Here is a 21,860-nt window from a genome sequence, read left to right on the forward strand (position 1 = left end):
GGAGGTCAGATGCCGGTCCGAAGGAAGGTCCTCACCTGGGGCGCCGCCGCTGCCGCCACGCCCCTGCTCGCCGCCTGCGGCGAGCAGGCGGGCGCGGCCCGGCTCACGAAGCAGGCGCCGCGCAGGGACGGCCAGAAGGTCAACCTGGTCTTCTGGACGTGGGTGCCGCTGCAGAAGGCCGTGGCCCTGTGGAACAAGACGCACCCCGACATCCACGTCGAGCTGCAGATCGTGCCGAACGGCCTCAACGGCGGCTACCAGAAGATCCATTCGTCCCTGAAGGCAGGCAGCCCGCCGGACCTGGCTCAGGTCGAATACCACACGATTCCTGAGTTCATGCTCGTCAACGGCCTGACGAACCTGAGCAAGTACGGCGTGGACAAGCTCAAGGACCAGTACGTCGACTGGCAATGGAGCCAGGGCGTCTTCGACGGGCAGCTCCATGCGATGCCGCAGGCGTCCGGCCCGATGGGCTTCTACTACCGCAAGGACATCTTCGAGCGCTGCGACGCCGAAGTCCCCAGCACCTGGGACGAGTTCCGCGCGGCTGCCATCAAGATCAAGAAGCGCGCGGGTGGCTCCCTCATCGGCAGCTTCGCGCCCAACAGCGCCCTGTGGTTCGCCGCCTTCTCATGGCAACGGGGCGCGCGGTGGATACGTACCGAGGGCGACACCTGGATCGTCGACATCGACTCGGAGGCGTCGCGCGAAGTCGCCGACTTCTGGGACGGACTGCTGCGGGACGAACTCGTCCTCGCGATGCCCGACTTGACCAGCGGCTGGTACAGGGCGGCACAGACGGGCCGCATGGCCAGCTGGCCCGGACCCCAGTGGGGCGACGCGCTGCTGCGCGGCAACACCCCAGGCACCAAGGGGAAATGGCGGGTCACCACACTCCCCCAGTGGGAGAAGGGGGACAACGCCTCGGCCAATCAGGGCGGTTCCGCCACCGCGGTCCCCCAGGGCAGCCGGCACCCGGTCGAGGCCATCGAGTTCGCGCACTGGCTCAACACCGACGCCAAGAGCATCGACCTGCTCGTCGAGGCGGGCTACGGCTGGCCGGCGGCCCGTATCGACCTCGGCGACTCCGCGCTCGGCAAGCCCGACGCGTTCTTCGGCGGCCAGCGCTACAACGAGGTCTTCCAGGAGTCCGACGGCAACGTGGACACCTCGTGGAAGTGGGCGCCGACCACCAGTCAGTCCTTCGAGCACATCAAGGACGCGATGGGGCGGGTGGCCGCCGGGAACGGCACCCTCGTGGAGGCTCTGGGCGACATACAGGGCCGGTTCATCGACGACTTCAAGGCCAAGGGCCTCAAGGTGAGGAGTGCATGATGGCCGCCACTGCCCACTCGCCGAGCAAGACCCCCTCAGCCGGCTCATCCGGCGCAACCGGCTCCACATCACGCAACGCCCGCCGTTCCGCCCGGCCCGATGGTGCCGGCTGGTACTTCCTCGGCCCGTTCCTCCTGCTGTTCCTCTTCGCCTTCGTCCTGCCGATCGGCTACGCGATCTACCAGAGCCTCCTGACGGTGGAGCGCAGCGGGCCGCTGGGCCTCGGCAAGCCCGGCGTCGGCTTCGCGGGCCTGGAGAACTACACCCTCGCCCTCCAACAGGCCGACTTCGTCGACAGTTTCGGCAGGGTCCTGCTCTTCGGCGTCGTACAGGTGCCGGTGATGCTGGTTCTCGCGCTCACTCTGGCTCTGATGCTCGACCAGCTCTCCAACCGGTGGGCGGGTCTGCTGCGCGCCTCGTACTTCCTGCCGTACGGCATTCCCGGCGTCATCGCGACGATCCTGTGGGGCTTTCTGTACGTGCCGGGAATCAGCCCGATCACCGAGGTGCTCGGCAGCGCCGCGCCCGACTTCCTCGGATACGACAACGTGCTGTGGTCGATCGCGAACATCGTGGTCTGGGAGTTCGCGGGCTACAACATGCTGATCATCGTCGCCCAACTGAAGTCCATCCCGCAGGAGTTGTACGAGGCGGCGAAGATCGACGGAGCGGGACCGTGGCAGACGGCGCTTCGGATCAAGATTCCGCTGGTGCGCCCGGCACTCGTCCTCACCTGCGTCTTCTCCATCATCGGCACCATGCAGCTGTTCGCGGAGCCGCTCGTGCTCAAGGTGCTGACTCCGGCAGTGACAAGCACCTTCACGCCGAACCTCAACGCCTACAACGACGCCTTCGCGAACGCCAACATCCATCTCGCCGCCGCCAAGGCGGTCATCCTCGCCATCGTGGCCTGCGCCCTGTCCTTCGGGTTCCTCAGCCTGGTCACCCGCAAGCAACGGAGGCAGCGGTGAGTGCCACGACCACCCCCGAAGCGACCGTGACGCCTCCGGTCGCGCCCGTACGCAGCACGCCACCGGGCCCGCGTCGAGCACCGAGCCCCGGCCGAGTCCTGCTCATCGCCTCGCTGGCAGCCGCCTCCGTCTACTTCCTGCTGCCCGTCTACTGGCTGATCATCGCCGCCACCAAGAGCACGGACAAGATCTACGGCAGCAACGGACTCTGGTTCGACAATCCGCATCTGCTGGAGAACATCGGCAAGGTCCTCACCTACGACGACAACGTCTACCTGTACTGGGTGGCCAACACGCTGTTGTACGCGGGAGTCGGCGCCCTGCTGGCCACTCTGCTGGCGGCCGCGGCCGGCTTCGCTCTCGCCAAGTACCGCTTCCGGGGAAGGGAAGCGGTGTTCAAGACCGTTCTCGCGGGCGTGCTGCTGCCGCACACCGCACTGGCGCTGCCGCTCTACCTGCTGTTCAACAAGGTAGGGCTCACCAACACGTACTGGGCTGTGCTGATCCCCAGCGTCGTGAGTCCCTTCGGTGTCTACCTGTGCCGGATCTTCGCCGAATCGGCCGTCGACGACACGCTGCTGGAGGCCGCGCGGGTGGACGGAGCGAGCGAGGGCCGGATCTTCTTCGGGCTGGCGCTGCGCATCATGTCGCCGGCGCTGGTGACCGTCTTCCTCTTCCAGTTCGTGGGCATCTGGAACAACTACTTCCTGCCCCTGGTCATGCTGTCCGACGACCGCATGTACCCGATCACGCTGGGTCTGACCACGTGGCAGACCTCCCAGGACCGGATCCCCGAACTCCTCCAGTACACGGTCGGAGGCGCCTTCCTGTCCGTCATCCCGCTCGCCGTCGCGATGCTGGTGCTCCAGCGCTTCTGGAGGACCGGTCTGACCGAGGGGAGCCTCAAGGGATGACCTGCCGGGGCGCCCCGGACAGCGGGGCGCCCCTGAACACACCGTTTTGGAGCACCACTTGAAGATCACCCGAGTCGAAACCTTCGCCGTTCCGCCGCGCTGGCTCTTCTGCCGTATCGAGACCGACGACGGCCTCGTCGGCTGGGGCGAGCCCGTCGTCGAGGGCCGGGCGGAGACCGTACGCACCGCCGTCCGCGAACTCGCCGACCAGTTCCTCGTCGGCGCGGACCCCTCGCGCATCGAGGACCTGTGGCAGGTCATGACGAAGGGCTCCTTCTACCGCGGCGGCCCGGTCCTCTCCAGCGCGGTCGCCGGCATCGACCAGGCGCTGTGGGACATCGCGGGCAAGGCGCTCGGCGCTCCCGTCCACCGGCTGCTGGGCGGCCCGGTACGGGAGCGTGCCCGCGCCTACTGCTGGGTGGGCGGTGACGAACCGGCCGCCGTACGGGACCAGGTGGCCGCCCAGGTCGAGGCCGGTTTCACCGCGGTGAAGATGAACGCCTCGGGGAGGATGAGCCGGCTGCCCACCGTCTCGGAGCTGAACGAGGTGGCGGCGCGGGCAGAGGCAGCGCGTGAAGCCCTCGGCCCCGAGCGGGACTTCGCGATCGACTTCCACGGCCGCTTCTCGACGGCCGGCGCTGTCAGGGCGGTCGGCGTGCTCGAACCGTACGCGCCGATGTTCGTCGAGGAGCCCGTGCTGCCCGAGTACACGCATCTGCTCGGGCAGGTGACCGACTCGACGGCGCTGCCCGTCGCCACGGGTGAGCGACTCTTCTCCCGTACGGACGTGCTGCCGGCGCTGCGGGCGGGGATCGCCGTGCTCCAGCCGGACCTGTCCCACGCAGGCGGCATCTCGGAGTGCCGTCGCATCGCGTCGCTCGCCGAGACCTTCGACGTGGCGGTCGCACCGCACTGCCCCCTGGGGCCGCTGGCTCTTGCTGCGTCCCTCCAACTCGCCTTCTGCACACCGAACTTCCTCATTCAGGAGCAGTCCATCGGCATCCACTACAACAAGGGTGCCGAGCTGCTCGACTACGTCGCCGACCGGTCCGTCTTCCGCTTCGACGACGGTCATATGCTGCGGCCGACGGGACCCGGGCTCGGCGTCGAGATCGACGAGCAGGCGGTCCGGGACGCGGACGGCACCACGGAGAGCTGGCACAACCCGCTCTGGCGGTACGGGGACGGGGCGTTCGCCGAGTGGTGAGCGCGGTCCGGTCACCGGGGGTGCTGACCGGGTCGTGAACGGGGGCGGCCGTGCGTCAGGAGCATGCCGATTCTCCAGGAGTCACCGCAGGGGTCACCGCGACGGGCGGGTCAGGGACTCCAACAGCAGTCTGCTCAGCCCCGGTTCGACGGTGTTGCGGTCGGGCACGACGGCCGCGCGGAATCCATGCGAGCCGAGCTGGGACATCAGCCACCACGCCCCTGTCACCGGATCGAGGTCGGGCCGGATGTCACCGTCCGACTGCCCTTGGCGGAGCAGGTCGGCGAGGCCGGTGGCCATCTGCGCCATCCCTCACCCGCGCGGCTACGAAGTCCTCAGCCGGCTCCTCACCGCCGGGCGACGCCCACGGCTCCACGGGCAACTCGTCGAGCTCAGTGGCGCCCGCCCCGGTGAGCGCGTGATCGACATCGGCTGTGGCACCGGCTACCTGACGCGCCTGATGGCCCTGGTAGTCCGACGTGAGTGATCAGTTTCAGCAGCCGCAAGACCCAGGCGGTCACCGCCACCCCGCCCGCGGCCCGGCCACGGGCACACCCACGACCACGCCAGGTGACAGATCTCTGGTCGCGCCCCTCGGTTCCGTACCGGCTCACTGCCGACCGGTGCTCGTGGGGACGGTCGTGCGGACGGCGAGCATGCCGTCCCGGCCGACGTCGACCCGTACGCCGAACTCCCCGCTCACGCGGTCGAGGACGGCACGCAGCCACTCGGTGTCCCCCGACGCGGCACGCGACAGCCGCATGCGCCGTGCCTGGAACGGAGCCATGCGCAGGGCCGTCAGTCCGCCCGTCTCCGAGTCGATCGACGCGAGATAGAGGAGCCGCAGATCGTCGCGGTACTCCTCGTGGCCTTCGACGCCCTCGTAGTCGTCGATGAAATCGCCGCAGCCGTACAGCACGAGCTTGCCCCGGTAGACCTCGATCGGGCGTGGGTGGTGCGAGGAGTGCCCGTGTACGACGTCCACGCCGCCGCCGTCGATGAGCGCGTGCGCGAAGGCCCTCTGGTTGCGGGGCACGCCGTAGCCCCAGTTGGAGCCCCAGTGCACGGAGGCGACCACCACGTCGCCCGGGCGTCTCGACTTCAGCAGGCGGCGCGAGATCAGGGCGGCCGCGTCGCGGGTGGGCCGGTCCAGGAGGTTCACGCCGGGGCGGTCCGGCCGTGCGGCCCAGTCCAGGGGGATGCCGCTGGACGGCGTCCCCATCGAGAGGACGAGCACGCGCCGCCTTCCACCGTCGAGCGGCACGACGGCGGGATCGCGCGCCGCGTCGGCGTCCCGGCCCGCGCCCGCGGCGCGCAGGCCCGCACCGGCGAGCGAGTCCAGCGTCTCTTCGAGGCCGGAGCGTCCGAAGTCCAGCACGTGGTTGTTCGCCAGCACGCACACATCGGGCCGTGCGACCGTCAGGCAGCCGATGTTCGCGGGGTTCATCCGGTAGTGGATGCCCTTGTGGGGGTCGAAGTCCCCGTGCCGGGTCACGCTCGCCTCGAGGTTGATCACGCGGACGTCGGGTGCGGCCTCATCCAGCACGTCCAGGACGTCTCCCCAGGGCCAGGAGAATTCGACCGGCGAGGGGATGCTGCCGCTCACCGTCTCCGCCAGCTCGACGTAGGCCCGCGCGTCGCGCATGAATCCCTCTCGCAGCTCCGGGGCGCCCGGATGCGGAAGGATCTGGTCGACGCCGCGGCCGGGCATGACGTCGCCACACAGGGACAAAGTGACCGATTCGCCGCTCATCGCCGCAATATTTCATGCCGTCACGGGCCGAACCGCGAACTCCTCACCGTGGCCTCCCCTTGCCGGCGTCGCGGAGACCGTGACCCTCCGCGCGGAAGGGGACCGGGGGACGGTGGTCTACCGCGGAGGGGACGGGCACGGCACGCCCCGGCGGGGGCAGGCGAGAACCGCCCTTACGAGGAAGCGGTCATGAGCCGTGTAGTAGCCGACGTACGCGTCCGCTCCGCGGCGCAGCGCCTCACGGGCCGGTTCCATGTGCCGCGCGACCGGGAGCGCGGTGTCCGGTGGCGGTGACTCCTTCAGCTCTTCCTCCAGCCATGCCGCGGCGGCCGGGGCCTCCGTGAAGGTCCCGTCCATCATCGAACGCGGCTTGCGGAACCACATGTTGAGCTCGATCGGCGGCGTCGGGGACTGAGGGTCGCGGGCCTCACCGTCGCTCGGTCTCGCGTGGCCGGTGTAGCTGAAGGCATGCCAGTGGGTGTCCATCGTCCGTGTCCTCCGGGGCCCGTGCTCCTCCGGGGCCGCACGCGGGGCCCACGGTCCGCGCATCGTGCTCCCCCGGGACCGCGCCCTCCTGGGAGACCCGCCCGAGCCGGGCCGGGCAGTCACGCGATGGAGTGGACGCGCTCGCGTGACTGCGCGGACTGGGCGGACTGGGCGGCTGGGCGGCTGGGCGGGACCGCAGCACAACGGGATTGCCACACCTGCCTGCGGATTAGTCAGCTGCCGCTAAAGACCGACTGCCGCCGCACGCCACGTCCTAGCGTGACGAGCCCGATCCATCACCAGAGGATTCAGATGATGCGTGCCGGTCGTACCCGTGTAGCCCTCACTGCCCTGCTCGTGGCGAGTTCACTGTCCCTGGCCGGATGCGGCATGGACGACGGCGGCTCGGCCTCCTCGAAGCCCGCCGACAAGGCCGCGGCGGACGATCAGAAGGCAGACGACGAGAAGAAGGCACCGGACAAGGACGCCCCGGAAGGGATCGCCCCGGGCGAGAAGGATCCGAACGGGAAGGCCACACCCGCGAAGTTGCAGTTCACGAGCCAGACGCTCGACGGGAAGGCCTTCAAGGGCGCGTCGCTCGCGGACAAGCCTTCCGTGCTGTGGTTCTGGGCGCCGTGGTGCGGGACGTGCCAGGGGCAGGCGGCGCAGACCGCGAAGCTCGCCGACAAGTACAAGGGAAAGATCAACTTCATCGGCGTGGCCGGCCTCGACAAGACCGAACCCATCAAGGGCTTCGTGAAGACGCAGAAGGTCGGCAACTTCCCGCATCTCAACGACCAGAAGGGCGCCGTCTGGAAGAAGTTCGGGATCACGCAGCAGAGTTCGTTCGTCATGCTCGACAAGAACGGCAAGACGGTCGAGCAGGGCGCCGCGACGACCCCGGACCAGCTGAGCGAGCAGGTGGCCGGGCTCGCCGGCTGACCGGTCGGACGCCCCATGGACGACCTGCCCCTCGCTCTGGCGCTGACCGCGGGCATGCTCGCGGCGGTGAACCCCTGCGGCTTCGCGCTGCTGCCCGCGTATCTGTCGCTGCTGGTGCTGGGCGAGGACTCGCCCTCGCGGGGCGCGGCCGTGGGGAGGGCCCTGTCGGCGACCGCCGCGATGACTCTCGGATTCGCGGCGGTCTTCGGGCTGTTCGGCCTGGTCGTCGCTCCCGTCGCGGGCCAGGTCCAGCAGCATCTGCCGTGGTTCACAGTGGTGTTCGGGCTGCTCCTCGCGGGCGTCGGCGTGTGGCTGCTGGCCGGGCGTGAGCTGCCCACGCTGCTGCCCAAGGTCCGCCGCGCGCCCGGCGTCACGCGCTCCGTGCCGTCGATGGCGCTCTTCGGCGGCGCGTACGCCGTCGCCTCCCTCGGCTGCACGATCGCGCCGTTCCTCGCGACCGTCGTCTCGGCGTTCCAGAGCGGTTCGACGGCGGGGGGCCTGCTGCTCTTCGGGGCGTACGCGGCCGGGATGGGCGCGGTCGTCGGTACGGCCGCGCTGGCCGTGGCCCTGGCGCGCACCTCCGCCCTGGGCCGTCTGCGGCGCATGGGCTCAGTGGCCTCCCGTGTGGGCGGGGGCCTGCTCGTACTCGTCGGCGCGTACACGGCGTACTACGGCTGGTACGAGATCCGGTCGCTGAGCGGCGGTGCGACGAGCGACCCGGTCATCGAGACCGCCGGCACGGTTCAGCGGACGATCGCGGCGGCCCTCGAGTGGACGGGGATCCCCGTCGTGGCGGGCGTGTTCGCGGTGCTTGTGATCGTCGCGGTGGTGCGGGTGAGATCCCACAGGCGGGCGGCTGAGTCCGCCCCAGCCCGCCAGGAGCGCGTCGCCCAGCCCGACGGGACCTGACGGAAGCCGAGCAGTCCGGGTCGGAGGTCCGTGTCCGTGAAGGTGATGCCGGACGCGGGACGGGACGTCGGCTCACTCCGTGGCGTGCCCCAGGCGCTCCGCGGCGAGCTCGCGGACCGCGTGGCGGCGCAGCTTTCCGCTCGCGGTCGTGGGGAGTTCGTCCACGACGAGCACTTCGCGGGGACGCTTGAAGGCGGCGAGTCCGTCGCGGCAGAACTCGATCAGTTCCTGCGGTCCGGCCTGTGCGCCGTCCGCGAGCACCGTGCATGCCACGGGTTTGTCGATGCCGTCCTCGTCCGGCAGGCCCACCACCGCGGCCATGGAGACCGCCGGGTGCTGGAGCAGCCGGGCCTCCACCTCGGAGGGGGCGACCCAGATGCCGCCGGCCTTGAGCATGTCGCCGGTCCGTCCGAGACAGGTGTAGTAGCCGTCGTCGTCGACGACGTAGGTGTCGCCGGTGTGCAGCCATTCGCCCTGGAAGACCTGCCGCGTGACGCTCGTCCTGCACCAGTAGCCGGTCGCGATCGACTCGCCCTTGACCAGCAGCGACCCCGGCTCGCCCGCTGCGCAGTCCCGGCCCTCGCCGTCGACGACGCGCAGTTCGTAGCCGTCCACGGCGGTTCCCGTGGTGCCGGGCCGGGAGAGGCCGGGACGGTTGGAGAGGAAGATGTGCAGCGCCTCGGTCGAGCCGATCCCGTCGAGGATCTCGACGCCGAACCGGTCGGCGAACCTGCGGCACAGGTCGGCGGGCAGCACCTCTCCAGCCGAGATCGCCAGCCTTACGGAGTCGAACGCCTCGCGCGGCACGTCGGAGCGCAACATCGCGGCGTAGAAGGTGGGCACGGCGAAGAAGAGCGTGGGCCGGTACTCGGTGAGCCGTTCGGCCACGGACTGCGGTGTGGGCCGCTGCGGGTCGAGTACGGTCTCGGCACCGGCGGCCAGCGGGAAGAAGAGCGAGTTGCCGATGCCGTAGGCGAAGAAGAGCTTGGCCACGGACAGGCACCGGTCGGCGGAGGTGATGCCCAGCACCTGCCGCGCGTAACTCTCCACCACATGACGGATGTTGGCGTGCCGGTGCATCGCGCCCTTGGGCTTGCCAGTGGTTCCGGAGGTGTAGAGCCACAGGGCGGCTGAGTCCTCGGAGGTGATGTACGGGTCCTGCAGCTCGCCGCCACGCCGCCTGCCTTCCTCGACGAGTTCGGAGAAGGGGCGCAGCCGCACGCCGGCGGGGACGGCCGGTTCCGTGCCCTCGGCGGCTCCTGTGACGGCCACGTACCGGATCCCCGGCACGCGCGCGACGGCGGATTCCGCGGCGGCGGTGAACTCCTCGCTCACCAGCAGCACCCTCGCCCGCGAGTCCCCGAGGAGTTCGGCGAGCTCCGGCCCGGTCAGCATCGTCGAGACCGGAACGGGGACGGCACCGAGCCGCATGGCCGCCAGGATCGCGGCGGCCGTCTCGGGGCCGTCGGCCATCAGCAGCATGACCCGCTCCTCGGCGCGCACGCCCCACGCCCGCAGCCCCGCGGCGATGTGGCCGACGAGTTCGGCGAGTTCTGCGTACGTCAGCTCTCCGGCCGGACCGGTGACGGCCCTACGCCCGGCCGTCACGGGGTCGACGGCGGCCTGGAGAAGGTAGTCGGAGGCGTTGAACATGTCGGTGACGGCGGCCGTGGCGGGAGTGACGGGCGGAGTCACGCCGTGGGCGGTCATCGGGTCTCCCCTTCGCCTGGAACAGTGGCGTCATGCTCTACACGTTCTGGACGATCGTCAATAGCAGTGTGGAATGATTGGGCAGGCCAACGGCTTCGCGGCGCACGCTGGCCCTCCACACGGAGCCGGGGCAGGACAGGGCGCGGGCCAGGACTCGCAGGGACCGGAGCCGGCCGGCCGGATCGGGCCCGGCGGTGGGGTGAGGGGCGCGACGTAGCCGGTCCGACCTGGGACTCGACGCGGCCGAGCGGGCCTGCGAGGCTTCCTCGACGATGCCCGCGCCGTCGAACACGGGGGTCGATGCGGAGACGCTCACTGCCCACAGCAGACTGGTGCGGGAAACGGAGCCGCTTCCCCCACCTCCCTGCGGGTCCGACCTACCAACGCTGCCCCGGGAGCGGCGCCGAGCTGAGGCACCCGCGCTCGTCAACGAACGCCACAGCCTCCGGCGGCACGACGCGGGTCCGCCACTGGAAAGCCCTCGACCACGGAGAGACTGAATGAACGATTTCGGCACGGGCTTCGAGAAGACCGTCGGCATGGAGTTCCCCGAGCTGACGGCCGACAAGGTCGTCGTCACCTGCGAGATCACGCCCGAACTCCTGCAGGCCTACGGCATCGTCCACGGCGGCGTGTACTGCTCGATGGTCGAGACGGCCGCCAGCGTCGGCGCGGCGATCTGGTACGCCGACCGCGGCAACGTCGTGGGTGTCTCGAACCACACCAACTTCCTGCGGGCCATCGGCTCCGGCACTGTCACGGCCACCGCGACCCCGATCCACCGCGGCCGCACCCAGCAGCTCTGGCTCGTCACCATCACGGACGACACGGGCCGCGACATCGCACGCGGCGAGGTGCGCCTGACCAACCTGCCCTCGGACGGCGGCGGTTCGCAGAAGGACGGAGCCAAGGAAGAGGTGCAGGAGCAGCCCGCCGAAGGCGCCTGAGGGCGGGAGGGGGGGTGGAAGTTCCCCTCCCCCGGCCGAGGTTCGTGTCCCGCGCGTGGGAGTTCGCGTCCCCCGCGTAGGAGTGCAACTCCCCCGTGTGGGAGTTCGCCTCCCCCCGTGTGGGAGTTCGGTCCTCCCCGCCCCTCCCCCGTGGGCACGGCCTCCCCCGTGGGCACGGGCCGTCACTTCGGCGGGCGCCGAAGTTTTCCGCGCCCACACTGCTGCGATGCGACTGAAGAAGAACACGCTCACTGCCGGGGGAGGGTCCGACGGAACCGGCTCCCAGCCCGGACGGACGTTCTCACCCGCGCTCGTGGCCGTGTGCCTGGGCTACTTCATGGTCATCCTGGACACGACCGCGGTGAACTCGGCGTTGCCCGCGGTTCGTGAGGATCTGCACACGGGGGTGTCCGGCCTTCAGTGGGTGGTCGACGGCTACATGCTGACGCTCGCCGCGGGGCTGCTCACCGGCGGTGCGCTGGCGGACCGGGCCGGCGCCCGCCGCGTGTTCCAGACGGGACTTGCTCTCTTCGCCCTCTCCTCCGTCGCGTGTGGACTCGCGCCGCAGACGTGGCTGCTCGTCACCGCCCGGCTCGCGCAGGGCGCCGCCGCGGCGCTGAGCGTGCCGGCGTCGCTGGCGCTGCTGCGGGCCTCCTTCCCCGGACGGGCCTCCAGGGCCCGCGCCTTCGGTGCCTGGGGTGCGATCGCCGGGCTGGCGGCGGCCTCGGGGCCGATCGTTGGCGGCCTGCTCGTGGGTCATACCGGCTGGCGGCCGGTGTTCTTCGTGAACGTGCCCGTCGCCCTGCTCGCCATGGTGCTCACCGCCCGGTACGTTCCCGCGCCCGCCCCTCAACGCCGTCCGCTCGATCCTTGGGCGCAGATTCTCGGCGCCGTGGCTCTGGCGTCGCTGACCTTCGCTCTCATCGAGGGCGGACGGGCCGGCCACCGTACACAGGTGCTCGCGGCGGGAGCGCTGTGCGTGGCGGCGGCAGCCACCTTCGTCGCCGTCGAACGCCGCGTCGCGAGGCCGATGCTGCCGCTGGAGCTCTTCCGCGACCGCGCGTTCGCCGGCGGCACCCTCGTCGGGCTGCTCATCAATCTCGGCTTCTACGGCGAACTGTTCGTGCTGAACCTCTACTTCCAGCAGATACTCGGCCACTCCGCCCTCGTCGCGGGTATCGCGCTGCTCCCGCAGCTGGGCATGGCGACCATCGGCTCCGCCCTCTCCGGTCGCTTCACCGCACGTGCCGGAAGCCCCCGTCCGACGATGCTGGCCGGGCTGCTGACAGGGAGCGCGGGCTTGTTCGGTCTGACCGCCGCCGGGACCGGCTCCGGGTATCCACTGCTGGTGGCGCCGCTGATCGCCGTCGGGTTCGGCATGTCGTTCACGATGCCCGCGGCCACCACGGCAGTTGTGGAGGCGGCGCCCGCCGAGCGTGCAGGGCTGGCGTCGGGGGTGATCAACTCGGCGAGGCAGACCGGCGGCGTCATCGGGGTGGCCCTCCTCGGTGCTCTGCTGCACGGCAGCGGCGCGTCGTTCGTGACGGGGCTGCGGGTGTCCCTGATTGCGGCCGGATTCGCGTTCCTGCTGGCCGCGGTGCTCACCGCCTGCACCGTCCCGCGACGCGTCACCGGCTTGCCGAAGTGACCTCGCCGGCAGGGAGGTTGGCACTCACATCCGGCACCTCGCAGATGTGGGGCCATGCGCCACGCGGAAGGGGGCCTCAAGAAGGAATCGACGCCGCGTCCACGGCGGATTTCCGCGCCGGACGTCAGGGCAGTGGCAGACCGGGCCCTGGAGGGGCTGGGGAGCCAGGGACGTCCTTCCCGCCCTCCGGGAGCGCGGCGTGACCGAGGAGCAGATCGCGACGATGATGACCGGCAACCCGCGGCGGATACTCCAGCGCGGCGCTCCTTACTGAGGCCTGCCCGCCAGGACGGGCCCGGTCGCTCCTCCCCCGCGGCAGCCCGCCGCCACCCGGTCGTCGTCAACTCACCGCCACCCGCGTGCCGTTGCGCGAGGCCGCGCCGGACTCGGAGTCGTACTTGTGCAGTTCGCGACGGGCGATGGCGCGCTTGTGCACCTCGTCCGGCCCGTCGGCCAGGCGCAGGGTCCGTATGTGCGCGTACATCGAAGCCAGCGGGAAGTCCCCGGTGACGCCACCGCCGCCGTGCACCTGGATGGCCCGGTCGATGATCTTCAGGGCCATGTTCGGGGCCGCGACCTTGATGGCGGCGATCTCCGTACGGGCCTCCTTGTTGCCGACGGTGTCCATCAGATGCGCCGCCTTGAGCGTCAGGAGGCGGGTCATCTCGATCTCGATGCGGGCCTCGGCGATCCAGTCCTGGACGTTGGAGCGTTCACTGACGGGCTGCCCGAAGGTCGAACGGGAACGCGCACGCACGCACATCAGCTCGAGGGCACGCTCGGCGGCGCCGATGGTGCGCATGCAGTGGTGGATGCGCCCCGGACCGAGGCGGGCCTGGCTGATCGCGAAGCCTTCGCCCTCCCCCTTGAGGACGTCCCGTTCCGGCACCCGCACATCGTCGAAGGTGATCTCGGCGTGGCCCTCGCGGTCGTCGTAGCCGAAGACGGGGAGGTTGCGCACCACCGTCACGCCGGGGGCGTCGATCGGGACGACCATCATCGATTGCTGACGGTGCACGGGCCCGGCAGGGTCGGTCTTGCCCATCACGATCAGCACCCGGCAGTCGGCGCGCATCGCGTTCGACGCGAACCACTTGCGGCCGTTCAGCAGGTAGCCGTCCTCGTCGCGTTCCATGCGCAGTTCGATGTTGGTGGCGTCCGAACTGGCCACCTCGGGCTCGGTCATCGCGAAGGCGGACGCCATCGTGCCCTCGAGGAGCGGCCTCAGATACTTCTCGTGGTGCTCCTCGGTGCCGAAGAGAGTCAGCACCTCCATGTTCCCGGTGTCGGGCGCATTGCAGTTGCAGGCCTCCGAGGCGATGCGGCTGCGCCCCATGATCTCCGCCAGCGGCGCGTACTCGAGGTTCGTCAGCCCCGGGCCCCACTCCGGATGCGGATGGAAGAGGTTCCACAGGCCGCGCCGCCGGGCCTCGGCCTTGAGGTCGTCGAGGACCGGCGGGTGGAAGTGCGGGTCGCCCGACTCGCGCATCTGCCGCTCGTACACCGGCTCGGCCGGGTAGACGTGCGCGTCCATGAAGGCGAGCAGCTCATCGCGGTACGACAGCGTCCGGGCGGACATCTCGAAGGGCGACGCGGGGAGGGACGAGGGCGACGAAGACACAGCCATGGGGAACTCCTGTCGGCCGGCGGCGGGTCGGTCGGTCATGGATGCCGGATGACGGCCGTGGCCTGCCCGGAGCGTCGTCGTGACGTCCCGGGCAGGCCACGAAGAGTGGTCAGGCGTGCAGCAACTCGCCCGGCACCGCGTCCGGGTCGTTGCGCACCTCCGGGGGATTGGACTCCCGCAGGGCCCAGGTGCAGCAGAAGGTGATCAGGCCCATGAGGGCCACGAAGACCGACACCAGCGTCGTCGAACCCGTCTCGGCGATGAGCGCGGTCATGACGAGCGGAGTCGCACCGCTGACCGTGATCGCCGCGAGCTGGTAGGACAGCGACGCACCCGAGAACCGCACCTTCGGCGCGAACATCTCTCCGATGTAGGCGGCGACCGGCCCGTAGGTCATCGACTGGAAGATGCTGCCGACGGCGAGCGCGACGAAGAACAGCAGCAGGCTCCTGGTGTCGACGAGCCAGAAGTACGGGAAGGCCCACAGCATCAGCATGGCCGAGCCGATGAGGATCATCGGGCGGCGGCCCATCCGGTCGGACGCGGCGCCGGACCAGAGGATCGCGCCCGCTCCGATCAGCGAGGTGAGCAGCGAGACCGAGAGCAACGACTCGTGGCTCATGTGCAGTTCCTCGGTCGCGTAGCTGAGGACGCCCGCGATGCTGATGTAGAAGAGGCAGTTGGTCGCGGCGAGTGTCCCGCAGGCGAGCAGGATCTTTCGCCAGTCGTTGCGGATGGCCTCGCTCAGCGGGGCCCGTGCGACCTTCTGCTGCTTGCTCTTGGACGCCTCCTGGAGCGCGCGGAACTCGGGGCTGTCCTCGACCTTCGTCTGGATGTACAGCACCACCGGGAAGAGCAGCGCGGAGAAGAAGAACGGAATCCGCCAACCCCAGCTCATGAACGCCGACTCCGACATGACCGCGGTCGACGCCAGGAAGGCCACGTTGCCGAGGATGACTCCGAACGGAACGCCCATCTGCCCGAACGTGCCCGCGAATCCCCTGCGTTTCGGGTTCGTCGATTCCGTCAGCAGCAGCACGATGCCGCCCCACTGCCCTCCGCACGCCAGCCCCTGGATGAAGCGCAGGGTCACCAGGAGTATCGGCGCGAGCACCCCGATGCTCCCGGCCGAGGGAAGACAGCCGATCAGGAAGGTCGCCACGCCCATGCCGAGCAGGCAGGCGACGACCATGGGCTTGCGTCCGTAGCGGTCACCGAAGTGCCCCGCGAGGATGCCGCCCAGCGGCCTCGCGATGAAGCCCGCCCAGAAAGTGCTGAACGAGAGCAGCGTGCCGGTGAGCGCCGAGCTGGACGGGAAGAAGACGTGCGGGAACACCAACGCGGCGGCCGTGCCGTACAGGAAGAAGTCGTACCACTCGATCGAGCTGCCGATCAGCCCTGCTGCGAGCAGCTTGCGATGGCCCCTGGGTTGGACGCCGGGCTGTGCGGCCGTTGCCGCATCGCTCGGTTCCGCCGTTTCAGTCATCGAGCTCTCCTTTGAGGCGGTGGACTGCAACTGGTCCCCGTAAGCTGACGTCAAGTTCAACTTGTGGGGCGAAGCCTCGGTGAAGGCCCTTGTGCTGTCAACCACCTGGACAGAACCGGTCTGCGCTGGGACGACATCCGCCGTCCGCACCGCTGCCCCGGCTCCTCGTACGCACACGGACACGGCGGGAGGACGCAGGAACGCGAAGGGAACCCGATCACCCGGCCCCTGTCGGGAGTTCGGACGAGGGCTACCGGCGAGGACGCGGAAGAGGAATCAGGCGTGGCCCGGGAACCGCAGCCCGTTGGCCCAGATCCTCGTCACGGTGAAGACGACCTGCTCGAAGTCGACCGGCTCCCGGCCGCTGCCCGACCGCGCGAAGAGGCTGAAGGCGACGCGGCTGACCATGCTCGACAGGGCACGCGAGGCCAGCATCGGGTCCAGGTCCGGGTCGGCATAGCCGCGCTTCTGCAGATCGGCGATGCCGCGTGCGTTGCGGTGGATGAACGCCTCACCCCGGCGCCGGCGCAGCTCCCTGAAGGTCGGGTCCACGTTGGCGACCTGCTCCAGCAGGGCCATCAGCTTGGCGTTGCGACGGTAGGCCTCCAGATAGGCCCTGTTGCTCGCCTCGAGGACGGCATAGGGATCGTCGCTGTCCGGTACGCGGTCCATGCCCGGGTGCAGCATGTCCTGCTGGGCGACCTCGAGGACCGCCGCGAAGACCTCTTCCTTGTTCTTGAAGTAGGTGTAGAACGAGCCCGTCGAGCACTTCGCCTCTTTGGTGATGTCCGTGAGGCGGGCATCCAGATACCCCGAGCGCTCGAAGACCTTGCGCGCGGCGGCCACGAGCTCCGAGCGGCGGCGGGCGCCGCGCTCGGTGGCGGGCGTGTCGCGCAGCAGGGCCGGGTTCACCATGGACGGCAGCGGCGAACCCTCCCAGTCGTCGGACGCGATGGATGCCATGGTCAACTTATACATGAACTCGGCTTCACCTCCAACTTCGTCCCTGCCGTACTGCCTCCGACCGGCACGGACCGGCACGGCCACGGGCTGACCAGCCCTTCCCCGTCCGCAGGACCCCGGTCCACCCGGCCGTGACACCGCGGACTACCTGCCAGTAGCCTTCTGGCCGGACCAGCCGGCGTGCAGGAGGACAGCCGTGACAGAAAAGACCAGTTGCGCCGAGGCCTTCTTCGAGCGGGTGGCTGACGACCGGTATCTGCCGACCGAGAACACCCGCGGCCCCTGGTCCGCCGACAGCCAGCACGCCGGTCCGCCCGCCGCGCTCCTGGGCCGGGCGGTGCAGACGCGTACGGGCGCCCGCGAGGACATGCGGCTTGCCCGCATCACGTTCGAGATCACAAGTCCCGTGCCCCTGAAGCCGCTGGCGGTGACGACGAATGTGCTGCGCGAGGGACGCAGCGTGGAACTGGTCGAGGCCTCGCTCGCCCCGGAGGGCGGCCAGGAGGTGATGCGGGCGCGGGCACTGCGCATCCGTACGGAACCCGGCTCGGTGCCCCAGGAGACGCCGGGGCCGGAGATCCCCGCCCCCGGCAGTGCGGAGAGCGAGCCCTTCTTCCCCGTTCCGTGGGACGTCGGCTATCACACGGCCATGGAATCCCGGTTCGCACACGGCTCGTTCCTCGGGCGCGGACCCGCGGCGTGCTGGCTGCGGATGAGGGTTCCCCTGGTCGAGGGGGAGAAGGTGGCGCCGCTCGACCGCGTCCTGGTGGCGGCCGACTCCGGCAACGGCGTGAGCAACGTGCTGGACTTCTCCCAACACCTCTTCGTCAACCCCGACTTGACCGTGCATCTGCACCGCCATCCGGCCGGGGAATGGGTCTGCATCGACGCCCGTACAAGCATCGACTCCGCCGGTGTCGGCATGAGCGAGGCCGCCATCCACGACGAGCAGGGGCCGATCGGCCGTGGAGTGCAGAGCCTGTTCGTCGCTCCCCGGCGCTGAGGCCACTCCCCCGCCACAGCGGTTCCAGGGGCAGGAGCGGGACGAGTACGCGGTCACATCCGGTCGCGGTGGTGCTGGGGACTGATCCCACGGGCTCGCTTGAAAGCGGCGCTGAGCGCGAATGCGCTGCCATACCCGACCTGACGGGCCACGGAGTCGATCGTGGCGTCCGAATTCCTGAGAAGATCCGCGGCAAGGTCGATGCGCCACCCGGTGAGGTATGCCATTGGTGGCATACCGACGAGGGCTGTGAAGCGGCGTGCCAACGTCGCTCGGGACACCCCGGTTTGCCCGGCGAGCGCGCCCACCGTCCAGGGTCGGCTCGGGTCGCCGTGTATGAGTCGCAGGACGGGCCCGACGACGGGATCCCCGCCGGCCCGGTACCAGGCCGGTGCATCGGCATCCGGCCGGGTGCACCACGTGCGGAGCATCGCGACCAGCAGGAGATCCAGAAGCCGGTCGAGCACGAGATCCTGGCCGGGCTCGTTTCGCGCGGCTTCCTCGGCGAGAAGCGACACCAGCGCGGACTCGACGTGGGCGGCCCTGGGGAGGACAAGGAGCGGCGGCAACGCGCCGAGCAGGCGCGTGGTGATCTCCCCCGGTCCCCGGTATTTGCCGATGAGCAGCACTGACGAGCCATCCGCGCTGTCGTCGTCGTAGGTCCGCATGCCGTTGGCCCAGGTGCGTACACCCGTGTCCGCGGCCTCGGGCAGCTCTGCGCCGGCTGCCGTCGTCCGTCGAGGGCCGGGATGGATGACCACCTGGATCGGAGTGAGGGGATCATCGGCGAAGGTGAACGCGTCCGGGCCACGCATCATCGCGATGTCGCCTGCCTCCATTCGCACCGCGTCGCCGGCGACGGGCACAACCCAGGGCGTCCCTCGCAGGACGGCCACAACGCTGAGCGGCGCCCTGTCCCGAACCTGAACAGACCAGGGCGGGGTCTGGATGGTGCGCAGTACGAACGCACCCCTCGCCCTGGCTCCGTCAAGCAGAGTCGACAAGGGGTCCATGGGCGGAGTGTAAGACTCGCCATTATGGACCTGCGCGCCTCGACCATGGCCCGTAGCCAGGCCCTCACGTGTGCTGTGGTTCATGACACCGACTGCACCGAAAACTTTGGTCCTCGCGGGGACCGGCAAGACCGGACGCCGGGTGGCCGCCGGGCTTCTGGCGCGCGACGTGCCGGTACGGGTCGGCTCACGACGTGCTGAGCCGCCGTTCGACTGGCAGGACGACACGACGTGGGAGCCCGCACTGCGGGGCGTCGACGCGGCTTATGTGGCCTTCTATCCGGATGCGGCGTTCCCCGGCGCGGCCAGGGCCGTGGGTTCTTTCGCAGATCTGGCGGTGGCCTGCGGCGTCCGGCGACTCGTCCTTCTCGCTGATCGCGGTGCGCACGAGGCCGAGCGGTGCGAACAGGCGGTACGGGACTCGGGCGCGGAGTGGACGATCGTGCGGGCAGGGTTCATCACGCAGAACTTCAGCGAGGCGTTCCTCGTAGAACTGGTCCGGGCCGGTGTGGTCGCGCTTCCGGCCGGTGACGTCGCGGAACCGTTCACCGACGCAGAGGACATCGCGGATGTCGTGGTCGCGGCGCTCACCGAGAACGGCCATGGCGGCCGGATCCACGACGTGACGGGACCACGACTGATCACCTTCGACGAGGCCGCCGGCGAGATGACGAGGGCGGTGGGCAGAGAGGTTCGCTATCTGCCGGTGACGCCCGGGCAGTTCGTCTCATCGCTGACCGGACGAGGCGTGCCGGAGGAGTACGCGACGCAATTGGCCGGCCTCATGGTCGAGGTCTTCGACGGGCGCAGGGCGAACGTGACCGACACCGTCGAGCGCATTCTTGGCAGACCGCCCCGCGACTTCGCGGAGTATGCCCGGGAGGCCGCCGCCAGCGGTGTCTGGGATGCCCGTGCTGAGTCCTCAGGCGGAGCCTGACTTTGTGGCCGATTGCGCGTCGGCGCAGGTAGGCGTGGAACCCCCCGGCCGTGGAGGCCTTGTCGGCCACCAGATGGTCCGGACTCCCGATCCCGGTCGGTGAGTTCATGCCGAGCACCAGACCGTGATCCATCACCCAGTGATCTTTGAGGACGGACCCTGGTAACTCCTCACGCCGTACGCCTCCGGGCGTCACTCGGCGCATGCCGCCGAGGGATTCAGCCTGGCCCCGTCCGCGGGGCCTAACACGCGGCGACCCCCGTGACCGCGGCAGGCCGGTGGCATCCGCCGGGAGGCACGGGGCCCGTGGTGCCGGACAATGTCTGCATGCGGATCTCGGCGAGAGCGGACTATGCGGTACGTGCCGCGCTGGAACTGGCGGCCGCGGGCGACGAATGCCCCGTCAAGGCCGAGGCGATCGCGGAGGCCCAGGGTGTCCCCCGCAAGTTCCTCGAGGGCATCCTCAACGACATGCGCAGGGGCGGGCTCGTGGTCAGCCGCCGCGGCGGCCAGGGCGGCTACAACCTGGGCGCGCCCGCCGAGACGATCACCATCGCCGACGTGATCCGCGTCGTGGACGGGCCGCTGGTCTCCGTGCGCGGTGAGCGTCCGCCGGCGCTCTCCTACACCGGGCCGGCCGAGTCGCTGCTGCCGCTGTGGATCGCCGTGCGCGCCAACGTGCGCGCGATCCTCGGCCAGGTCACGCTCGCGGACGTGGCACGCTCCGACCTTCCCGAGCGCGTCCACAAGCTCGCGGAAGAGCCCGAGTCGTGGACCAACCCCTGATCCTGCGCGGCCTCCTGACCGTGGACTATCCCTGATCGTGTCCACGTGACGAGACGGTCTTGACCCGTTCTGCCGCCGTCGGGCAGATTTCCCTATCAAAGCGGTAGGAATACTAGGGATCCAGATCGGGGCAGCATGCGTACGCTCATCCTGTTGGCGCTGGCGGGCCTGGGCGCCCAACTCGTCGACGGCAGCCTGGGAATGGCCTATGGCGTCACGTCGACGACCCTGCTGCTCGCCGTGGGCACCAACCCGGCGGCCGCGTCGGCCACGGTGCACCTGGCCGAGATAGGCACGACACTCGTCTCCGGCGCCTCGCACTGGCGCTTCGGCAACGTCGACTGGCGCGTCGTGGCGAAGATCGGTGTGCCGGGCGCGATCGGCGCGTTCGCCGGCGCGACGGTGCTCTCCAGCCTCTCCACCGCCGTCGCCGAGCCCGCGATGTCGCTCATCCTGCTGGCCCTGGGCCTCTACCTGCTCGGCCGCTTCACCTTCGTCGGCTTCTCGTCCCGCAATCTGGGCAAGCCGCTGCGCAAGCGTTTCCTCTCCCCGCTGGGACTCGTCGCCGGATTCGTCGACGCCACCGGCGGAGGCGGCTGGGGTCCGGTCGGCACCCCTGCCATCCTCGCCAGCGGACGGCTGGAGCCCCGCAAGGTCATCGGCTCCATCGACACCAGCGAGTTCCTCGTCACCGTCGCCGCGAGCATCGGCTTCCTCGCGGGACTCGGCTCCGAAGGCGTCAACTGGACGTGGGCGGGCGCCCTTCTGCTCGGCGGCGTGATCGCCGCACCGCTCGCCGCATGGCTGGTGCGGCATGTTCCGCCCCGCATCCTCGGGTCCGCCGTCGGCGGCATCATCGTCCTCACCAACACCAAGACACTGCTGGGCAGCGACTGGATCGGCGCCGGCGGGGCCGTGAGCACGACCGTCTACGTGGTGCTCTACGCGGTCTGGGCCGCGGCACTCGCGTACTCGGTGCGTGAACACCGCCGCAACGCCGCACGCGAGCGGGAAGAGGAGGCGGCGGCAGCCGCCGGCACGGACGTGAAGGAGGGCGCGCCCTCGGCGTGACCCGCGGCCCGGGCCAGGGGGCGAACGGCTCCCTGGCCCGGGCAACGCACAGACCCGACCGTGTGCCCGAGTGGTTCAGGGGCTCGCCTGCAAAGCGAGTTACGTGGGTTCGAATCCCGCCACGGTCTCCATGTGATGTCGCAGGACATCGG

22 protein-coding genes and 1 tRNA gene are annotated in these 21,860 nt (G+C 70.0%); 15 read left to right on the forward strand and 8 right to left on the reverse strand.

Translation table 11 applies throughout. From position 1 onward, the window contains the following. Nucleotides 1-9: 9 nt before the first annotated feature. Genes G4Z16_RS03795 through dgoD form a run of 4 tightly spaced genes read left to right on the forward strand, consistent with a single transcriptional unit; the run spans nt 10 to nt 4,427 of the window. The gene (locus tag G4Z16_RS03795) at nt 10-1,335 is read left to right on the forward strand and encodes an ABC transporter substrate-binding protein (protein WP_197349173.1); all 1,326 of its coding nucleotides are present in this window, start codon (nt 10-12) and stop codon (nt 1,333-1,335) included. After that, nucleotides 1,335-2,306 (forward strand): carbohydrate ABC transporter permease, encoded by a 972-nt coding sequence (locus tag G4Z16_RS03800; protein ID WP_197349174.1) that lies wholly within the window; start codon nt 1,335-1,337, stop codon nt 2,304-2,306. The genes G4Z16_RS03795 and G4Z16_RS03800 overlap by 1 nt, the downstream gene beginning before the upstream one ends. Next, nucleotides 2,303-3,220: a carbohydrate ABC transporter permease gene (locus G4Z16_RS03805; protein WP_197349175.1), complete on the forward strand. Its 918-nt coding sequence runs from the start codon at nt 2,303-2,305 to the stop codon at nt 3,218-3,220. The genes G4Z16_RS03800 and G4Z16_RS03805 overlap by 4 nt, the downstream gene beginning before the upstream one ends. Nucleotides 3,221-3,278: 58 nt before the next feature. Next, complete coding sequence (dgoD, locus tag G4Z16_RS03810; RefSeq protein WP_197349176.1) at nt 3,279-4,427, forward strand: galactonate dehydratase; 1,149 nt, start codon at nt 3,279-3,281, stop codon at nt 4,425-4,427. A gap of 93 nt (nt 4,428-4,520) precedes the next feature. On the opposite strand, the gene G4Z16_RS03815 is transcribed toward dgoD, so the two are convergent. Further along, entirely contained in the window at nt 4,521-4,727 is a 207-nt protein-coding gene (locus tag G4Z16_RS03815) for a hypothetical protein (RefSeq protein WP_197349177.1), read from the reverse strand. Between G4Z16_RS03815 and G4Z16_RS33205 the strand changes: the two genes are divergently transcribed. Continuing rightward, on the forward strand, nt 4,675-4,914 hold the full coding sequence (locus G4Z16_RS33205) for a hypothetical protein (protein ID WP_425508045.1): 240 nt from the start codon (nt 4,675-4,677) through the stop codon (nt 4,912-4,914). The two genes, G4Z16_RS03815 and G4Z16_RS33205, sit on opposite strands and share 53 nt — an antisense overlap. A 123-nt stretch (nt 4,915-5,037) precedes the next feature. Here G4Z16_RS33205 and G4Z16_RS03825 read toward each other — a convergent pair whose 3' ends face one another. Both G4Z16_RS03825 and G4Z16_RS03830 read right to left on the reverse strand, forming a co-directional pair. Then, nucleotides 5,038-6,180 carry a CapA family protein gene (locus G4Z16_RS03825; protein WP_197349179.1) on the reverse strand — a complete coding sequence of 381 codons (1,143 nt, stop codon included), beginning with the start codon at nt 6,178-6,180 and terminating at the stop codon, nt 5,038-5,040. A 117-nt stretch (nt 6,181-6,297) separates the two neighbouring features. After that, the gene (locus tag G4Z16_RS03830; protein WP_197349180.1) at nt 6,298-6,666 is read right to left on the reverse strand and encodes a hypothetical protein; all 369 of its coding nucleotides are present in this window, start codon (nt 6,664-6,666) and stop codon (nt 6,298-6,300) included. 315 nt (nt 6,667-6,981) lie between these two features. On the opposite strand from G4Z16_RS03830, the gene G4Z16_RS03835 reads away from it, so the two are divergent. Both G4Z16_RS03835 and G4Z16_RS03840 read left to right on the forward strand, forming a co-directional pair. Next, on the forward strand, nt 6,982-7,608 hold the full coding sequence (locus tag G4Z16_RS03835) for a redoxin family protein (RefSeq protein ID WP_197349181.1): 627 nt from the start codon (nt 6,982-6,984) through the stop codon (nt 7,606-7,608). A gap of 15 nt (nt 7,609-7,623) precedes the next feature. Then, the gene (locus G4Z16_RS03840; RefSeq protein WP_197349182.1) at nt 7,624-8,517 is read left to right on the forward strand and encodes a cytochrome c biogenesis CcdA family protein; all 894 of its coding nucleotides are present in this window, start codon (nt 7,624-7,626) and stop codon (nt 8,515-8,517) included. 72 nt (nt 8,518-8,589) lie between these two features. Here G4Z16_RS03840 and G4Z16_RS03845 read toward each other — a convergent pair whose 3' ends face one another. Beyond that, nucleotides 8,590-10,227: a benzoate-CoA ligase family protein gene (locus G4Z16_RS03845; RefSeq protein WP_216865953.1), complete on the reverse strand. Its 1,638-nt coding sequence runs from the start codon at nt 10,225-10,227 to the stop codon at nt 8,590-8,592. A gap of 500 nt (nt 10,228-10,727) precedes the next feature. Between G4Z16_RS03845 and G4Z16_RS03850 the strand changes: the two genes are divergently transcribed. From G4Z16_RS03850 to G4Z16_RS33210, 3 genes are all read left to right on the forward strand, one after another. Next, nucleotides 10,728-11,174: a PaaI family thioesterase gene (locus tag G4Z16_RS03850; RefSeq protein WP_197349183.1), complete on the forward strand. Its 447-nt coding sequence runs from the start codon at nt 10,728-10,730 to the stop codon at nt 11,172-11,174. Between the two features lie 226 nt (nt 11,175-11,400). Further along, nucleotides 11,401-12,822, forward strand: coding sequence for an MFS transporter (locus G4Z16_RS03855; RefSeq protein ID WP_197349184.1), 1,422 nt, complete (start codon nt 11,401-11,403; stop codon nt 12,820-12,822). Between the two features lie 46 nt (nt 12,823-12,868). Beyond that, on the forward strand, nt 12,869-13,096 hold the full coding sequence (locus G4Z16_RS33210; RefSeq protein ID WP_197349185.1) for a phosphotriesterase family protein: 228 nt from the start codon (nt 12,869-12,871) through the stop codon (nt 13,094-13,096). A gap of 66 nt (nt 13,097-13,162) precedes the next feature. On the opposite strand, the gene G4Z16_RS03865 is transcribed toward G4Z16_RS33210, so the two are convergent. The 3 genes from G4Z16_RS03865 to G4Z16_RS03875 form a co-directional block, all read right to left on the reverse strand. Beyond that, nucleotides 13,163-14,449 carry an acyl-CoA dehydrogenase family protein gene (locus tag G4Z16_RS03865; protein WP_425508046.1) on the reverse strand — a complete coding sequence of 429 codons (1,287 nt, stop codon included), beginning with the start codon at nt 14,447-14,449 and terminating at the stop codon, nt 13,163-13,165. A 109-nt stretch (nt 14,450-14,558) separates the two neighbouring features. After that, entirely contained in the window at nt 14,559-15,935 is a 1,377-nt protein-coding gene (locus tag G4Z16_RS03870) for an MFS transporter (RefSeq protein ID WP_197349186.1), read from the reverse strand. Nucleotides 15,936-16,211: 276 nt separating this feature from the next. Next, the gene (locus G4Z16_RS03875) at nt 16,212-16,898 is read right to left on the reverse strand and encodes a TetR/AcrR family transcriptional regulator (protein ID WP_197349187.1); all 687 of its coding nucleotides are present in this window, start codon (nt 16,896-16,898) and stop codon (nt 16,212-16,214) included. A gap of 196 nt (nt 16,899-17,094) precedes the next feature. Between G4Z16_RS03875 and G4Z16_RS03880 the strand changes: the two genes are divergently transcribed. After that, the gene (locus G4Z16_RS03880; RefSeq protein ID WP_197349188.1) at nt 17,095-17,901 is read left to right on the forward strand and encodes a thioesterase family protein; all 807 of its coding nucleotides are present in this window, start codon (nt 17,095-17,097) and stop codon (nt 17,899-17,901) included. Between the two features lie 53 nt (nt 17,902-17,954). Here G4Z16_RS03880 and G4Z16_RS03885 read toward each other — a convergent pair whose 3' ends face one another. Continuing rightward, complete coding sequence (locus G4Z16_RS03885) at nt 17,955-18,914, reverse strand: AraC family transcriptional regulator (RefSeq protein WP_197349189.1); 960 nt, start codon at nt 18,912-18,914, stop codon at nt 17,955-17,957. Between the two features lie 82 nt (nt 18,915-18,996). On the opposite strand from G4Z16_RS03885, the gene G4Z16_RS03890 reads away from it, so the two are divergent. The 4 genes from G4Z16_RS03890 to G4Z16_RS03905 all read left to right on the forward strand — a co-directional run bounded on the left by G4Z16_RS03890 (nt 18,997) and on the right by G4Z16_RS03905 (nt 21,839). After that, a complete protein-coding gene (locus G4Z16_RS03890) occupies nt 18,997-19,851 on the forward strand; it encodes an NAD(P)H-binding protein (protein ID WP_197349190.1) in 855 nt (284 codons plus the stop codon). Nucleotides 19,852-20,178: 327 nt separating this feature from the next. Beyond that, entirely contained in the window at nt 20,179-20,637 is a 459-nt protein-coding gene (locus tag G4Z16_RS03895; protein ID WP_197349191.1) for an RrF2 family transcriptional regulator, read from the forward strand. A 135-nt stretch (nt 20,638-20,772) separates the two neighbouring features. Continuing rightward, nucleotides 20,773-21,708: a sulfite exporter TauE/SafE family protein gene (locus G4Z16_RS03900; protein WP_197349192.1), complete on the forward strand. Its 936-nt coding sequence runs from the start codon at nt 20,773-20,775 to the stop codon at nt 21,706-21,708. A 56-nt stretch (nt 21,709-21,764) separates the two neighbouring features. Then, nucleotides 21,765-21,839 (forward strand) — tRNA-Cys (locus G4Z16_RS03905). The last annotated feature ends 21 nt before the right edge of the window (nt 21,840-21,860 follow it).

It is taken from the genome of Streptomyces bathyalis, assembly GCF_015910445.1.
GTDB classification, from domain to species: domain Bacteria; phylum Actinomycetota; class Actinomycetes; order Streptomycetales; family Streptomycetaceae; genus Streptomyces; species Streptomyces bathyalis.

Bases quoted from the DNA above. Each gene is read 5' to 3' on its own strand.
- G4Z16_RS03795 (WP_197349173.1), top strand. From the start codon at position 10: ATGCCGGTCCGAAGGAAGGTCCTCACCTGGGGCGCCGCCGCTGCCGCC.
- G4Z16_RS03800 (WP_197349174.1), top strand. From the start codon at position 1,335: ATGGCCGCCACTGCCCACTCGCCGAGCAAGACCCCCTCAGCCGGCTCA.
- G4Z16_RS33205 (WP_425508045.1), top strand. From the start codon at position 4,675: ATGTCACCGTCCGACTGCCCTTGGCGGAGCAGGTCGGCGAGGCCGGTG.
- G4Z16_RS03815 (WP_197349177.1), bottom strand. From the start codon at position 4,727: ATGGCCACCGGCCTCGCCGACCTGCTCCGCCAAGGGCAGTCGGACGGT.
- G4Z16_RS03825 (WP_197349179.1), bottom strand. From the start codon at position 6,180: ATGAGCGGCGAATCGGTCACTTTGTCCCTGTGTGGCGACGTCATGCCC.
- G4Z16_RS03830 (WP_197349180.1), bottom strand. From the start codon at position 6,666: ATGGACACCCACTGGCATGCCTTCAGCTACACCGGCCACGCGAGACCG.
- G4Z16_RS03835 (WP_197349181.1), top strand. From the start codon at position 6,982: ATGCGTGCCGGTCGTACCCGTGTAGCCCTCACTGCCCTGCTCGTGGCG.
- G4Z16_RS03840 (WP_197349182.1), top strand. From the start codon at position 7,624: ATGGACGACCTGCCCCTCGCTCTGGCGCTGACCGCGGGCATGCTCGCG.
- G4Z16_RS03845 (WP_216865953.1), bottom strand. From the start codon at position 10,227: ATGACCGCCCACGGCGTGACTCCGCCCGTCACTCCCGCCACGGCCGCC.
- G4Z16_RS03850 (WP_197349183.1), top strand. From the start codon at position 10,728: ATGAACGATTTCGGCACGGGCTTCGAGAAGACCGTCGGCATGGAGTTC.
- G4Z16_RS03855 (WP_197349184.1), top strand. From the start codon at position 11,401: ATGCGACTGAAGAAGAACACGCTCACTGCCGGGGGAGGGTCCGACGGA.
- G4Z16_RS03865 (WP_425508046.1), bottom strand. From the start codon at position 14,449: ATGGCTGTGTCTTCGTCGCCCTCGTCCCTCCCCGCGTCGCCCTTCGAG.
- G4Z16_RS03870 (WP_197349186.1), bottom strand. From the start codon at position 15,935: ATGACTGAAACGGCGGAACCGAGCGATGCGGCAACGGCCGCACAGCCC.
- G4Z16_RS03875 (WP_197349187.1), bottom strand. From the start codon at position 16,898: ATGGCATCCATCGCGTCCGACGACTGGGAGGGTTCGCCGCTGCCGTCC.
- G4Z16_RS03885 (WP_197349189.1), bottom strand. From the start codon at position 18,914: ATGGACCCCTTGTCGACTCTGCTTGACGGAGCCAGGGCGAGGGGTGCG.
- G4Z16_RS03890 (WP_197349190.1), top strand. From the start codon at position 18,997: ATGACACCGACTGCACCGAAAACTTTGGTCCTCGCGGGGACCGGCAAG.
- G4Z16_RS03895 (WP_197349191.1), top strand. From the start codon at position 20,179: ATGCGGATCTCGGCGAGAGCGGACTATGCGGTACGTGCCGCGCTGGAA.
- G4Z16_RS03900 (WP_197349192.1), top strand. From the start codon at position 20,773: ATGCGTACGCTCATCCTGTTGGCGCTGGCGGGCCTGGGCGCCCAACTC.